Source organism: Paenibacillus salivarius, from assembly GCF_051307165.1.
GTDB lineage: Bacteria > Bacillota > Bacilli > Paenibacillales > Paenibacillaceae > Fontibacillus.
On sequence record NZ_CP195592.1, the window covers coordinates 3,553,249 to 3,565,707 of the forward strand.

General features: G+C 51.2%; 18 protein-coding genes. 1 reads left to right on the forward strand and 17 read right to left on the reverse strand.

What is annotated here, in order from left to right; genetic code table 11:
* Positions 1-508 precede the first annotated feature (508 nt).
* Positions 509-1,747, reverse strand: coding sequence for a beta-ketoacyl-ACP synthase II (fabF, locus tag ACSFXJ_RS16165; RefSeq protein ID WP_435921358.1), 1,239 nt, complete (start codon positions 1,745-1,747; stop codon positions 509-511).
* A gap of 152 nt (positions 1,748-1,899) precedes the next feature.
* On the opposite strand from fabF, the gene ACSFXJ_RS16170 reads away from it, so the two are divergent.
* A complete protein-coding gene (locus ACSFXJ_RS16170; protein ID WP_435921359.1) occupies positions 1,900-2,736 on the forward strand; it encodes a helix-turn-helix transcriptional regulator in 837 nt (278 codons plus the stop codon).
* Positions 2,737-3,017: 281 nt separating this feature from the next.
* Here the strand turns inward: ACSFXJ_RS16170 and ACSFXJ_RS16175 are convergent, their stop codons facing one another.
* From ACSFXJ_RS16175 to ACSFXJ_RS16250, 16 genes are all read right to left on the reverse strand, one after another.
* The gene (locus tag ACSFXJ_RS16175; RefSeq protein WP_435921360.1) at positions 3,018-3,569 is read right to left on the reverse strand and encodes a GNAT family N-acetyltransferase; all 552 of its coding nucleotides are present in this window, start codon (positions 3,567-3,569) and stop codon (positions 3,018-3,020) included.
* A 96-nt stretch (positions 3,570-3,665) separates the two neighbouring features.
* On the reverse strand, positions 3,666-4,190 hold the full coding sequence (locus ACSFXJ_RS16180) for a GNAT family N-acetyltransferase (RefSeq protein WP_435921361.1): 525 nt from the start codon (positions 4,188-4,190) through the stop codon (positions 3,666-3,668).
* A gap of 14 nt (positions 4,191-4,204) precedes the next feature.
* On the reverse strand, positions 4,205-5,017 hold the full coding sequence (locus tag ACSFXJ_RS16185) for a phosphotransferase family protein (protein WP_435921362.1): 813 nt from the start codon (positions 5,015-5,017) through the stop codon (positions 4,205-4,207).
* Entirely contained in the window at positions 5,014-5,910 is an 897-nt protein-coding gene (locus tag ACSFXJ_RS16190; RefSeq protein ID WP_435921363.1) for a hypothetical protein, read from the reverse strand. The genes ACSFXJ_RS16185 and ACSFXJ_RS16190 overlap by 4 nt, the downstream gene beginning before the upstream one ends.
* An 18-nt stretch (positions 5,911-5,928) precedes the next feature.
* A complete protein-coding gene (gene yqeK, locus ACSFXJ_RS16195; RefSeq protein WP_435921364.1) occupies positions 5,929-7,047 on the reverse strand; it encodes a bis(5'-nucleosyl)-tetraphosphatase (symmetrical) YqeK in 1,119 nt (372 codons plus the stop codon).
* A complete protein-coding gene (locus ACSFXJ_RS16200) occupies positions 7,031-7,876 on the reverse strand; it encodes a class I SAM-dependent methyltransferase (protein WP_435921365.1) in 846 nt (281 codons plus the stop codon). The genes yqeK and ACSFXJ_RS16200 overlap by 17 nt, the downstream gene beginning before the upstream one ends.
* Positions 7,873-8,439 (reverse strand): histidine phosphatase family protein, encoded by a 567-nt coding sequence (locus ACSFXJ_RS16205; protein ID WP_435921366.1) that lies wholly within the window; start codon positions 8,437-8,439, stop codon positions 7,873-7,875. Before ACSFXJ_RS16205 ends, ACSFXJ_RS16200 begins: the two co-directional genes overlap by 4 nt.
* A gap of 22 nt (positions 8,440-8,461) precedes the next feature.
* The gene (locus ACSFXJ_RS16210; protein WP_435921367.1) at positions 8,462-9,013 is read right to left on the reverse strand and encodes an N-acetyltransferase family protein; all 552 of its coding nucleotides are present in this window, start codon (positions 9,011-9,013) and stop codon (positions 8,462-8,464) included.
* 37 nt (positions 9,014-9,050) lie between these two features.
* Positions 9,051-9,560 (reverse strand): GNAT family N-acetyltransferase, encoded by a 510-nt coding sequence (locus ACSFXJ_RS16215; RefSeq protein WP_435921368.1) that lies wholly within the window; start codon positions 9,558-9,560, stop codon positions 9,051-9,053.
* Between the two features lie 120 nt (positions 9,561-9,680).
* Positions 9,681-10,028 (reverse strand): hypothetical protein, encoded by a 348-nt coding sequence (locus tag ACSFXJ_RS16220; RefSeq protein WP_435921369.1) that lies wholly within the window; start codon positions 10,026-10,028, stop codon positions 9,681-9,683.
* A 7-nt stretch (positions 10,029-10,035) separates the two neighbouring features.
* Positions 10,036-10,185, reverse strand: coding sequence for a hypothetical protein (locus ACSFXJ_RS16225; RefSeq protein WP_435921370.1), 150 nt, complete (start codon positions 10,183-10,185; stop codon positions 10,036-10,038).
* Positions 10,182-10,529: a hypothetical protein gene (locus ACSFXJ_RS16230; protein ID WP_435921371.1), complete on the reverse strand. Its 348-nt coding sequence runs from the start codon at positions 10,527-10,529 to the stop codon at positions 10,182-10,184. Before ACSFXJ_RS16230 ends, ACSFXJ_RS16225 begins: the two co-directional genes overlap by 4 nt.
* Positions 10,530-10,531: 2 nt before the next feature.
* The gene (locus tag ACSFXJ_RS16235; protein ID WP_435921372.1) at positions 10,532-11,125 is read right to left on the reverse strand and encodes a GNAT family N-acetyltransferase; all 594 of its coding nucleotides are present in this window, start codon (positions 11,123-11,125) and stop codon (positions 10,532-10,534) included.
* 17 nt (positions 11,126-11,142) lie between these two features.
* Entirely contained in the window at positions 11,143-11,610 is a 468-nt protein-coding gene (locus tag ACSFXJ_RS16240) for a hypothetical protein (protein WP_435921373.1), read from the reverse strand.
* A gap of 16 nt (positions 11,611-11,626) precedes the next feature.
* A complete protein-coding gene (locus ACSFXJ_RS16245) occupies positions 11,627-12,028 on the reverse strand; it encodes a hypothetical protein (RefSeq protein WP_435921374.1) in 402 nt (133 codons plus the stop codon).
* Between the two features lie 24 nt (positions 12,029-12,052).
* A complete protein-coding gene (locus ACSFXJ_RS16250) occupies positions 12,053-12,346 on the reverse strand; it encodes a hypothetical protein (protein ID WP_435921375.1) in 294 nt (97 codons plus the stop codon).
* Positions 12,347-12,459 lie beyond the last annotated feature (113 nt).

Sequence of the window (12,459 nt, forward strand, 5' to 3'; positions counted from 1 at the left end):
TTGTAACCATTGTCTGATTCCAGGCAACCTGCACGGTCACTGTAGGCGTTTCTCAACCACAACTGTCCGGACAGCGCGATGGGCGATCGTACACCGCTACTGCGGGATTGGAAGCAGGATAAGGCAACGGTCGACCGTCTAACCAACACTATTACCACGAACCAGGGACGGCTTTACTCAGATCGGGCCAGAAGCGAATGTTTGAAATGCTGTAACGCTTGCCATAGCCGCTAATCGGTAGAAAAACTGCGTTTTCCAACTCTAACGGTTGTAGACGCTCTTATTTAAGCTAATTCGCCAAAAACGCACCTTCTCCAGACAAATAGCACCTGTGGCAACCGTTAGAATTTATTTCGAAGCGATTTCGGTGAAATAACGTCTGTGGCAAGCGTTAACGGCAAGACTTGCTCGACTTAAGCTTTGTACTAGCTTTGAACTAGCTTTGAACTAGCTTTGAACTGGCTTTGAACCGACACGACACGATCTCGCCACCCGCCTTCACGCCCCCTTACGGCTCATACCGCCGGAGCAAGATAGCCGCATTGTGCCCGCCGAACCCGAACGAGTTGGAAATGCCGATGTTGAGCTCGGCTTTCCGCGCCCGGTTCGCGACAACGTCGAGATCGCAGGCCGGATCGGGATGCTCCAAGTTGATCGTCGGCGGAATGACGCCATCTTCTAACCCCCGAATCAGCGCGATGGCTTCCGCGCCGCCTGCCGCGCCAAACATGTGGCCGGTCATCGATTTGTTGGCCGTCACCGGAATTCTCCGGTCAGCCGCTCCAAAAAGACGATGCAGCGCTTTCGCCTCCGCAAGATCCCCGACCTGGGTTCCGGTCGCATGCGCGCTGACGAAGTCGACTTCCTCCGGCTTGATTCCAGCCGACTGCAGCGCGTGCTTCATCGCCAGGTATGCCCCCGTGCCTTCGGGATGCGAGGCTACTACATGGTAGGCGTCGGAGCTCGCACCGTAGCCGATCACCTCGGCACGAACCGGCGCTCCCCGGCGGAGGGCGTGCTCCAGCGATTCCAGCACAAGAATGCCGGCGCCTTCGGCCATGACGAATCCGTCGCGCTGCGCGTCAAACGGCCGGCTGGCCCGCTCCGGCGCCTCGTTTTGCCTGGACAGCGCCGTCGCATTGCCGAAGCTGGCCAACGACAACGGATGTACGGCGGCCTCCGTACCGCCCGCGATGACCACATCCGCCTCCCCGCTTCGGATCAGGCGAAACGCTTCTCCGATCGCGGTGTTACCGATCGAGCATGCCGTCACCGGCGACAGCGTCGGCCCCATCGCCCCGAAGCGGATGCTGATTTGCGCGGCCGCCATATTGGAGATCATCATCGGGACGAGGCTCGGACTGACTCGGCCGGGACCGCGGCTTTGGTAAGCCTCTACATTATCCGTCAGCGTCTGAATCCCCCCGATGCCGGTTCCGACATAAACGCCGAAGCGCTCGCGGTCAACTTTTTCCGATTCCAGACCTGCATCGTTCATCGCTTGTTCAGCGGCATAGAGGCCGAACTGGACAAAACGATCCATTTTCCGCGCCTCTTTGCGTCCGAACAGCCCTTCCGCATCAAAATCATGAACCTGACCGGCAATCCGCGTCGTAAATCGTGACGTATCGAAACGGTCAATCAAGGTGACTCCTGATTTTCCTTCCTTCATCTGCCGCCAAAACGTATCCGTATCATTGCCCAAAGGGGAAACGATCCCCATTCCCGTAACAATCACTCTCTGCATAAAAAGTCCTCCTTATCGAACCGGACCATGAAAGCATGCCTTCCGGTTCATTCTGATCTTGCCCCTATTTTACTCCTGCGTTATCCTATTACAAGTTTTTAGTTATCCTAGTATAATGAGTTATAGAATACGCAAAAACAGGAGAACACGACATGCAGACTGAACCCAGGCTCAAAGCACTGTCCGAATTTTTGAAAAATCAGCGTTCCAAGCTCCACCCGAACGCCGTGGGCCTCCCGCTGGGAACTCGGCGCCGTACGCCGGGGCTTCGCCGCGAGGAGGTCGCTCAACTGGCCGGGGTGAGCACGACCTGGTACACCTGGCTGGAACAAGGCCGCGACATCAAAGTATCGGCTCCCGTCCTGGATGCCATTGCCGGTGCGCTGCGTCTGAATAGCGATGAACGGAAATATTTGTTCGACCTTGCGCTCGACAACGGATTCCATCCGGAGTTGGCTAATGAGAAGGAAACCGTGATCAGCCCTTCGCTGCACAAAATTTTAGAGGAGCTGAAGTTCTGCCCGACGCTCATCTCGGATCGTCACTGCCATATCGTCGGCTGGAATCCGGCGGCTTCCCAGGTATTTCTTGATTTCCGGAAGATTCCCGAAACGGAGCGAAATTTGATCTCCCTCTTGTTCAGCAAAAAAGAGCTGCGCAGCCTTGCCGTAAACTGGGCTCACTTCGTCAAGGGGTTCCTGGCGATCTTTCGGGCTTACTACGGTCAATATGTAGCCGACCCGTGGTATTCCGGATTTATCGAGCAAATGTCGGCAAAGTACCCCGATTTTCAGGAACTATGGAACCAAAGCGAGGTCAGTGCCGCCCCTGAGGTGATGATCGAATTCCGCCACGCCAAAGCCGGTAAAATGCTGTTCCATCTTTCCTCCCTTCAAGTCCAGGGGGACACCGATCTGCGGATGAGCGTGTACACTCCCGCACCTCAAACGGATACGGAAGTGAAGCTGAGAAAATTGCTGGAGACATGAACCCCGTTAACGCCCGCTAACGAAACTGAGGCACCTTATTTGCCACCAAAGGACGCGTTTTAAAATCTAAGGAAACTACATCACGCTAATCCAGTAATTTTGATGCAAAATACCAGTTATTGAGGAAATAACGTTACTCCGTTTCCTTAAAATCAAATATGAGCGAAAAAACGATCAATAAGAATATATAGTTTCGTTAGCGGGGACGCGGTACAGCGATTGGAGCACCCGACTGAGAATAGAAAAAGGAGGCTCCCTGGGATCAGGGAACCTCCTTTTCGTCATTTGCGCTTGTTCGCCAAGTACTCCTCCGCCAAAACGCTCATCACGACGATGTCGTGGTACCGGCCGTGCTTGAATACTTTTTGCCGCAGCCTTCCTTCCTCCTTGAACCCGCAGCTGAGATAGCAGCGGTAGGCGCGTTCATTGAAGGAAATAACCTCCAGCTCAATCCGGTTCAGATTCAGCTCTTCAAACGCAAAGCGCAGCAACAGCTGAATTGCTTCGCGACCGTAGCCTTGACCTAGCCTGTCTTTCCGTCCGATAACAATGCCGAGCACGGCGGAACGGTTTTTCCAATCGAACTTGAGCAAATCGATCTGGCCTATGTAGTCCAAAGAGTCCTTGTCCGCCATCACGAAGCCCTTGCTGTTCGATGATCCGTCCAGCATGCTTTGCAAAAAAGCTTCCGAGTTCCGGTACGTTTGCGGATACAAAAAGATATCGCTTAACGTATCCGTGATTTCTTCGTCATTGACCCAACTCCGGATATGGGGCAAGTCCTCCATCCGGTATTCGCGCAGCGTAATCCGTTCCCCGATCACATGCGGCATATAATCACCTTCTTCATCCGACTTGTTCTTCTCGTCTTTCTTTCTTTCTTTCTTGCGAAGCTCATACTCCTACCGATTTCAGAGCCTATTTTTCCGTTAGTCAAAAAAAGCGGGCGGATACAGCAGTTCTCCACGAACCCGACCCAGCGTTCCGGCTTGCAGCTCGCAAACCATAAACACTTTGTCCGAGACCTCAAACTGCCGAAGCTCCAAACCATGCTGTCTGGCAGGGACAAAACCAAACCGCGGGTAATACTCGGGATGGCCGATCAGCAAAACAAGTTCGTATCCCTGCTCTATTGCCCCGCCAATCGCAGCCTTGATCAGCTTCCCGCCGACGCCTTGCCTTTGCAATTCCGGTTTGACGGATACAGGAGCCAAGGCCAGCACCTCATGCTCCTTAAGGCCGTCGTCGCTCTTTACCTTCGCCTTGCTCAACATCAGATGCCCGGCCATTTTCCCGTCATCCGTTTTCGCCGCCAGCGACAGGCCGGGTACATATCCCTCCGAGGCCCGGATTCGGGCGATAAGGTCGGACTCGTCACGGCGTCCGCCAAAGGCGGATGCGACCAAATCGTCGATCGCGTCGTAATCGGTCACTTTTTCTTCGCATATATGCATGTCTAATTTACTCCTCATTGCAGCTTACGCAATTCATTGCGGACCAGTCCAACTAGCGCCAGCTTTTCCGCTTCAGGCACCCATTCCGTCAATCGGGCCGCGGCGACCGGTACCATCCACCGCTCCACATCGGCGCGAGAAATTCCGGATATTTTGAGATAATGCTTGAAATATGCGTTTTTCAGGACCGAACGAACGAGCTGAATGATTCGCTGCTGAAATGCAGGGATTCCTTCCGGCATGCTCCCATGGCCAAGGAGCAGAACGGCCCGCGCCACGTCTCCTGCCGGATTGCCGGACATCGCGTTCATCCAGTCGATCACCCATTTTTGCTCTCCGAACAGGATGTTATCGGGGTGAAAATCGCCGTGACACAGCTGATTCGCAGGCTGAAGCGTTTCAAGATACTTCAGAATTAGCTGTTTCTCGCCCTCCTCCAGCAAGGGGGCATGGGTGATCGAATCCCTTAGCGCATCCTGTTGGTGTCGCCCCAACTTGGCCGGTTGCCGGTGCATCCGGGCATGAAGCTCAGCCATCAATCTGCCGCAAGCGGCAGCCGTCCATGGTTTGGACGATATTCGCTTGAGCAGCGTCATGCCTTCCGCGTAGTCGAATACAATCCCTATTCGGCCGTCGAACTCCACTTTTCCATACATGCGCGGCACGGAAAGTCCGAAGGAGGATACAAGCCCGGCAGCTTCGTACTCCTCTTCAATGGCTGCTGTCGGGAAGCCCGCACGGTAAAGCTTCAATATTTTCCCGGGTTCGTAACGGTACACCTCCGCGGTTCTCCCCTGTGCGATCGGTGTTCCCAGATTCAACATCATTGCTCCCTCTTTTCCGCAGATCCCCTCATGATTTCCGCTTGCGGAATGACGTAAGTTTTCAATATTTCACGAAGTTCCGCTTTGCTTTTCACCGGATCATAAGCCGTATTGTTGATAATTCGTTTATGGATCCGCAGGCCGCCCATGATTTCCAGAGCGAGTTCGCGTTTCCTCCGGAGCACCTCGACCGTACCTTCCACGCCGGTTAACCCTCGGCTTTTGGCAAAGCTTTGATCCTGTTCCGTGTAGTAATGGATAAAGCCCTCCGACCATTCCCGCGGCCGCTCCTCCACCGCTTTGCGAAACGAACGGTCCACGTCTTCCTGATCGATGTAAATAAGAAGGGGGTCCAGTCCGGAAACCGCCTGCTCCAAGCGTTCGACGTAACGGATCAAAGTCTCTTTGGGAGCATTTAACTTCACCATACCGACAGTTAGCGGATTTTGGATAAAACAGCATTCGAAGACCCAGCTTCCTTGCCGCTTCCCCGCCTCTGCGCCGAATTTCGCCCACTTTTCCGCGATCAGATCCGCGTTTTGATCCAGAGGCAGTTCATAAATATCATTGCTGAACAACAAATTGACCAGTTCGTCCGGAACCTCGTCAGGCCGTGCGTTCTTCATCTTCCGGTAAGGAATGAACACATGGTCGCCAAACCGATACGCCGCTTCTTCCAACAACTCGCGGTAAGCTTCATATTCAGCAAGCAAGCCGCGGTATTCCTCGGGACTGTAACAGGCTACGCCGTCATAATCCGCCGGGTGGTCGAGATCGCCTTCCATACATAAACGAGCCTCTACGCCCAGTTCCGTTAAAATTTCGGCTGCCCATTTCGCATGCGTCGATTTTCCCGATCCCGGGAGGCCTTCTATCAAAACTAATTTGCAGGTCAATCCGGTCACAATCCTTTCTTACGTTCGAGCAAATAAAATATAATCCGTCACCGGCGGCGTTATGTCCTCCTGCCGTAACCCCGTGGCAATTTGACCGCGATGATAGCTGCCATGCTGGCACACATGCGTCAAGATATCGACCACCGAATTGGAATAAGGATCTCCTTTGGTGCTGCGATAATTGACGATGTCGTGAAAATCCCGGTCCTGAAGCGAGGCAATATACCGGGTATACCCGACCGCATTGTTTTCCATCAAACGCTTGCAGTATTCCAAACTGACCGGCGCTTCCGGCCAAATGGCAACCTTCTCCCCGTCATTCCCCGTTAATCTTGACAACCACGTCGCTTCCGCCCCTAAAATATGGGCAAAGAGCCGGAGCGAAGCCTCCGGTGGCGTATCTACGGATTCCAGCCGCAGCATGACTTCCGCATCTGCCCAAGCCATGTGCTCGAACATCCGCAAAAAATAATGCTTCAGCGGATTCGCCTCCTGAGGTTGCCGACCCAGCAGCTCCAGCCTTGCCTCAATAAGCCATGGATGAACAAGCTTCATTTTGTCGCGCTGGCTCCAGACATGATCCAAATAAGCGAACACCGCACGGTCCAAATCGCCGTTATCCGCGTGACCGCGGACATCATTCAAATAATCATGCTCCCCGGGCATATCCCATGAAACCTTGTCGGCGATAAACACGACTTTATCGAACAAAGTGGCACCCGGTTTTAGCGTCGTGTGGCATTCGATGGCCATCAGGATCTCTGTATCCGCAATCCCAAAAATCCGTTCCGCCATCGCCCGCGACAATTTTTGATGCAAGATGCGCGCATACCGGGGCTCCTCCTCTAAAATGTCAAGGTGAAGCGCCTCGGCAACCTCCAGCATTCGGCTTACCGGTATCACATTGATAATATCGTGAAGCAACGCGGCTTGTTCCGCTTTTAACGGATCCGCGCCATAAAGCCTTGCAATCCTGACGGCCTGGCTGGTCACTTTTAACGTATGATCCCAGGTATCATTGTCCTCGTGCCGCTTGAAAAAAGTGCCGACATCCTGCAATAGGCTGCCGGTCAACTCCAAGCCTGCCGCGTAAGGCTCCAGTACGCTTCCCTTTAACCGCTCATTCCCATGTTCCATCGTTCGTTCCCTCGCTATCCTTGCTTTTTTTTCTGGCCACGATGATCAAATGTTCCGTCGCGTCCCTGTATTGGGGGGCTTCGCTCATTTCGCTGGCTGCCTGTACGAGATGATCGTAGACCTTCCGGTCTTCCGCAAACAGCCGTTCCACTTCCGTGCTCATCCCCGCCAAAAAGCTCTCCGCACCGGAATACGATACGATATCGAAGCCCCCGAGCTTCACCTCTTCAAGCGCGATGGGAGGGGTCGTAAAATAACAATCGGTAAAGCCCTGATATTCATCCAGCTTTTGCTCCTGCAAATACATGTAGATTCCTTCGGGATCCCGATACGATTCGCTGAATTCGGTCACGCCGGCTTTAAGCACTCCCCATGAATTGATATAGGAAAAAATAGCCGTCCCGCCCGGTTTCAAAATTCTTTCGGCATGACGGATAATTCCGAGACGCTCCTGTTTTTCCAGCACGTGATAAAGCGGTCCGAGCACAAGGGCACCGTCAAAGGCTTCCGAATCGAGAATATGCAAATTCCGCGCGTCCTCGCATATGTAAGCTTCCGCCATTAACCCCTGTTCCCCGGCGCGTTTCTCGGCGATCGCGAGTTCGTGTGCCGAAATGTCGAGCAGCGTCACCTGATACCCCTGCAACAGAAGTTCAATCGCGTATTTTCCCGGTCCGGAGCCGATATCGCAAATACGCCCCGAATCCGGCAAGTACCTGTCCATGAGCCGCATTGTGGACAACCTCTCGATCGTGCTGTATGGACGATCCAACCGTTCCCACTCCTGCTCCGCGTTGCTATCGTAGTAATTCTTTACAATTTGACTCACGACATATCACGCTCCCAATGTCTGGATACTTTCTTCATTCTCATCCCGTCAAACTCAAGGCGGTAAATATCCGGCATCGTCGTTTTTCTCCAAAAGCCGAAATCGAACCGGGGATCAAAATCGTTCATCATCAAGGTCATAATGTCCCCATGGGTTCCGATGACGATCGTTTGCCCTTCGCGTTCTTGCAGCAGCTTCCGAACGATCCGGACCGCCCTTGCTTGCGCCTCTTCGGAAGACTCTCCGCCCTTAAAAGAGAACCCGGGATGGTCGTATACTTTCTGCTTCGCCTCGGCAAAGGTTAGCGGTTCATACTGTCCGATCGCTCTTTCCCGCAAATCCTCGATCTGCTCGATATCCATGCCTTTGCGGTCCGCCAGTTCCCCGATCGTTTCGATGGCTCTGACATACGTGCTCGACACCATATGGTCGATATGTACGCCCGACAGCAAATCAGCTACCCTTGCCGCATCCAGACGACCTTGGGGAGACAAGCCTCTTGCCTTTTCTAGCCCCTCCACATAAATCGATTCCGCATGCCTGACAAAATAAATGACGGTCATCTACAACTCTCACGTCCTTCCGCTACAGGAGCATCCCCATTCCGATGACATCCACATATTTCCCGTCCTGGAGCTTGATCTGTTTTCGCAGCAGGCTTTCCTGGATAAAGCCCATTTTCCGGTAGAGCTCTATGGCCTTCGTGTTGTTCGCAAACACCTCCAGACTGATTTTCTCAATTTGATGGTGCTTTACGGCCCAGCCAATCAATGCTTGCAAAAGCGCTTTGCCGATTCCGCCGCCCTGATAGTCCCCCCGGACGCTCATGCCGAAGGTTCCGGTGTGGGCGATTCTCTGTTTATGGCCACTGTGAAAATCCAAAAATCCGACGACCTTCTCATGATCTTCGGCGATCAGAATCAGACTATTTTCCTTCCGCATGGTTTCTTCGATCCACCGGCGCTCCGACTCCACGGTCAAATCGAACTCCTCCGGTACGGTAAGTAAATAGGATTCCGATGCGATCACCATTTTGTTGTAGGCGAGGATTTTCTCCGCATCCGCCGCCACGGCGGTCCGGATCTCAATGATGCGATTATATTTATCGACGATCTTGATCGGTTCAAGCCATCCCATACAGCATCATCCTTTCACATGAAATTCGATAGGCGCGTTACTTCCCGATAGAAAAGGTTTGCGAAATGAGCGGGAATTCTCCCGATAATCCGTCAATTTCCACGAAGCTCTTATCCGAGCTGTACGATATGCCATGCTTGGCGTAAAGCTTTTTCCAAAAGCCTACGGCCGGAAGATTATGTTCCAGCTGTTCCACGCAATAGGTTCCGGGATGCCGCTCGAACACCTTCATGACCGCTTCCTCCGCGACGTGCTTACCCCTGAATTTTTTCAGCAAAAATAGTTCTTGAAGCGTGAATTCCACATTATCCGGCGTAAAAGGCGGCGAGCATACGAGTACGAATCCGGCCGGTTGTTCTCCGACCCGAATCAAATAGGGGTACAACTCTTCTCTCTCCAGATACAAGCCGTTGCTGCCGATATCGTATTTCCCGTCCTCTTGAACGTCCTCCCCCGTGTATGAGGATAAATCATATAGATTGAGATTGTATAAATTCAAAAGGATGTCCTTGTCCGCCGCCGTGATCGGCGTAATCCGAATATCCATTTCTATCACGCTTCCCGTTGATTTTTCTTAACAAGACAATATCCTGTATTTTCCTAGAATACAAGCGAAAAATTCACTATAGAACCAAAGAACCGATGCGTTTTCTGCACCGGTCCTGCTCTATCTGTCCGTATTTTTTTCTTCGATTCCCTTATATCTCATTCCGGCGCCTGCAAGCACGGAGGCATTGCTCAGTTCTTGGATGGGATCGTGCTGATTGCTTTGGATCTGCACCACGGTGACGTATAATTTGGACGCGAACATGGCCACCCCGAACAATACCGGAAGGAGCAATACCAAAGGAAAGCTGCCGATTTGAAAAATGCCGAATATGATCCACAACACCAACGGATACCCGAACAGCAGCGAAATCGTCAAGATCGCGTAAGGCGAAGTGAGCCAGGGGTATTTCCGGTTCGATTTTTTGATCAGCTTCCTAAGCTTCTCCCGCCCGCCCAGTTTCGTCAAGGTGATTTCAACGCCTTCTGCCGCGGAAGTCCCCTGTTTGGACAAACTCTTTCAGTGAACGTTCAACATGCTCGGTCAAAGCCCTTTTCAAACGTAGCGTTTTGGGACGCATGTTCTCGGGGAACAGCTCTTCCATTAACGGTTCCAGTTCTTTCATACGCTTCCTCCCCAGCGGCTGATTAAAGAAACAGCCAGCAAAATAATGAAAATGAGCAATAATCCTGCAGCGAACCCCTTGAAATACGTTTTCAGGAACCCCGCCGAGGTTGACTTTCCATTCCTAAAAATCGACGCGACCCAAACAGCGAACATTGCGGCCAGAGAGGCGGCCGATGAGAATCGGATCAATTTCAGAAGATAAGTCCGCAGCGGCAATTGTATTGTTTCTACTAATGATGAACCGTTATATCTGATCACTTCCGTATCCTTAATGAATACGATTCCAATCAACATCCCGATCAAGAAAACGTATATCCCCGTTTTGACCACCCGTTTTTCCATATTTATAACCTCCTTGATTCCACCCAATCCATTTTGTCAATCCGATAATAATGGTACGGTTCCCCGTCGATTTCCAGAATGCCCTGATGGATAAACCCGCATTTTCCCAGGACTTTGTTCGAGGCTGTGTTATGGGTTAATGCGACAGCACTCAGTACCTTGGCGTCTGTCTTTTCAAACAAAAAACGGATCAATCCCAGAGCGGCTTGCGTCGTATAACCTTTTCCCCGGTAACGCTTTGACATGGCATACATGACTTCCCGATTCGGGTCTGGCAGCTCCTCTTTTGGTCCCGTACAGCACCAGCCAACCAATTCTCCTGTCGCTTTAGTCACGATGCCCAGGCGTAATCGAAGATCCCCAATGTTTCCTCCGTCGGCCACCGCATGAAGAAACTGTTTGTTTTCCGGAATTTCATACTGGACAAGCCATTCCTGCCGCTGCTCTCTCGGTACGTTCCATCCAGGCAAAAACTCGTAAATTTCCTGCTGCCAAGTCAACGTATGAATCGCATCCAAATCCTCCGCACGGTATTCCATTAAAATAATGTCTTCGCATTCGATGCTAAAGTAAGTACCATTGTTGTTCTTCGTCATGCTGTTGTACTCCTTGATTAAATGTCGTCTTTAATTTGGCGGTATGTATTTAAACTGGCAAGGATATGTCCCGCTCCGAATATGAGACTGCTTAGCAGTAACGTCCAGCTATGCAGAAGAAGGGACGCAAATCCAAAATACAATACGGGACTTACGGCCATAGGAACCGGAATCCCCCATTGCGGCGAAAACAGTACACCCAACTTCCTGTCATTTTTCAAATACCTGAACCACCCGTAATAATAAAAAATCAATAAGACCGCCATGGCGGTCAACGATAGGATTTGGTCGTATTCCAGTGTACGAATCTCATAAAAAAACGGTATGATCATGACCCCGAGTCTGCCGATTCCCTCTGCAGCCGTGACAACGATACCCGATTTTTCTTGAAGTGCCCGAGGATTATCTTTAGGCGGCCACTTTATGAACAACAGACTAGGCCAAAAAATGACAAGCGGGATCCAAAAATTTGTATAATAAAACAACCGACATTCCTCCAACCTATGTTGTTGATGCGCGGTCGCGTATCAGCCATGTTTTGGCGTCTTCGGGATCTTCGTAAAAGGAAATCTTAAATTCGATGCCTGAATTTTTCAGACCTCTTCTCAACCTCCATTGATTGAATCTGCTTAATCCGACAATGGACATCCGGTCCACATATTCGGATATATTTCCAATATTGGTTATGAAGTGTTCCAACACGATGGAGGTCAGCGAAGTCTTATAGAAATCGACCCAGATTTTCAGCTTCTTCCCTGTCGAGATAATAAACTCTTCCTCCCGAGCCATAATTTCAAACAACTTCGCTGTATCCTTATATTTGCTTCCATACTTTAAGCAGTGGATTTGTCCGCCTTTGTAGTAGTATGGAAAAACAGAGCCTCCCGGAGATTTCACGATCATTTGAACACAGCCTCCCGTTAAGCGTTATTCGCTAATCAAAGTAAGACCGCATGAAGGACAAACCCGAGTCATATTTGTGACTTTGCATTGACAAGCAGGGCATTGCTCGATGCTGATCTCCGTAGAGGAGGATGCTTTTAAATCTTTGAAAATCATCCCGCTCGGTTCGTGAGTATCCGCATACCGCTTTTGCAGCAACTGCTCTATGTTTTTCAAGGACTCCGTCATTTCGGAATGATTGATTGCGGATTTGATAACCGCATACAGAATAAATAATGAGATCATGAAAAGAATCAAATTAAACAACAAAGCAGCCATACAATCTCCTCCGGTAAATTATCGTATTTACCCCGAGTGCTACCCGGCCTCTTACAAAAACAACCCAGCCTGAGATTGCTCCAATCTTTTGGCTGGGTCATTAGCGGTCTGAG

Coding starts and splice junctions, on each gene's coding strand:
- ACSFXJ_RS16205 (WP_435921366.1), bottom strand. CDS start 8,439: ATGACCGTCATTTATTTTGTCAGGCATGCGGAATCGATTTATGTGGAG.
- ACSFXJ_RS16225 (WP_435921370.1), bottom strand. CDS start 10,185: ATGAAAGAACTGGAACCGTTAATGGAAGAGCTGTTCCCCGAGAACATG.
- ACSFXJ_RS16245 (WP_435921374.1), bottom strand. CDS start 12,028: ATGATCGTGAAATCTCCGGGAGGCTCTGTTTTTCCATACTACTACAAA.
- ACSFXJ_RS16235 (WP_435921372.1), bottom strand. CDS start 11,125: ATGACGAAGAACAACAATGGTACTTACTTTAGCATCGAATGCGAAGAC.
- yqeK (WP_435921364.1), bottom strand. CDS start 7,047: ATGGAACATGGGAATGAGCGGTTAAAGGGAAGCGTACTGGAGCCTTAC.
- ACSFXJ_RS16210 (WP_435921367.1), bottom strand. CDS start 9,013: ATGGGATGGCTTGAACCGATCAAGATCGTCGATAAATATAATCGCATC.
- ACSFXJ_RS16250 (WP_435921375.1), bottom strand. CDS start 12,346: ATGGCTGCTTTGTTGTTTAATTTGATTCTTTTCATGATCTCATTATTT.
- ACSFXJ_RS16175 (WP_435921360.1), bottom strand. CDS start 3,569: ATGCCGCATGTGATCGGGGAACGGATTACGCTGCGCGAATACCGGATG.
- fabF (WP_435921358.1), bottom strand. CDS start 1,747: ATGCAGAGAGTGATTGTTACGGGAATGGGGATCGTTTCCCCTTTGGGC.
- ACSFXJ_RS16170 (WP_435921359.1), top strand. CDS start 1,900: ATGCAGACTGAACCCAGGCTCAAAGCACTGTCCGAATTTTTGAAAAAT.
- ACSFXJ_RS16230 (WP_435921371.1), bottom strand. CDS start 10,529: ATGGAAAAACGGGTGGTCAAAACGGGGATATACGTTTTCTTGATCGGG.
- ACSFXJ_RS16185 (WP_435921362.1), bottom strand. CDS start 5,017: ATGATGTTGAATCTGGGAACACCGATCGCACAGGGGAGAACCGCGGAG.
- ACSFXJ_RS16180 (WP_435921361.1), bottom strand. CDS start 4,190: ATGCATATATGCGAAGAAAAAGTGACCGATTACGACGCGATCGACGAT.
- ACSFXJ_RS16215 (WP_435921368.1), bottom strand. CDS start 9,560: ATGGATATTCGGATTACGCCGATCACGGCGGCGGACAAGGACATCCTT.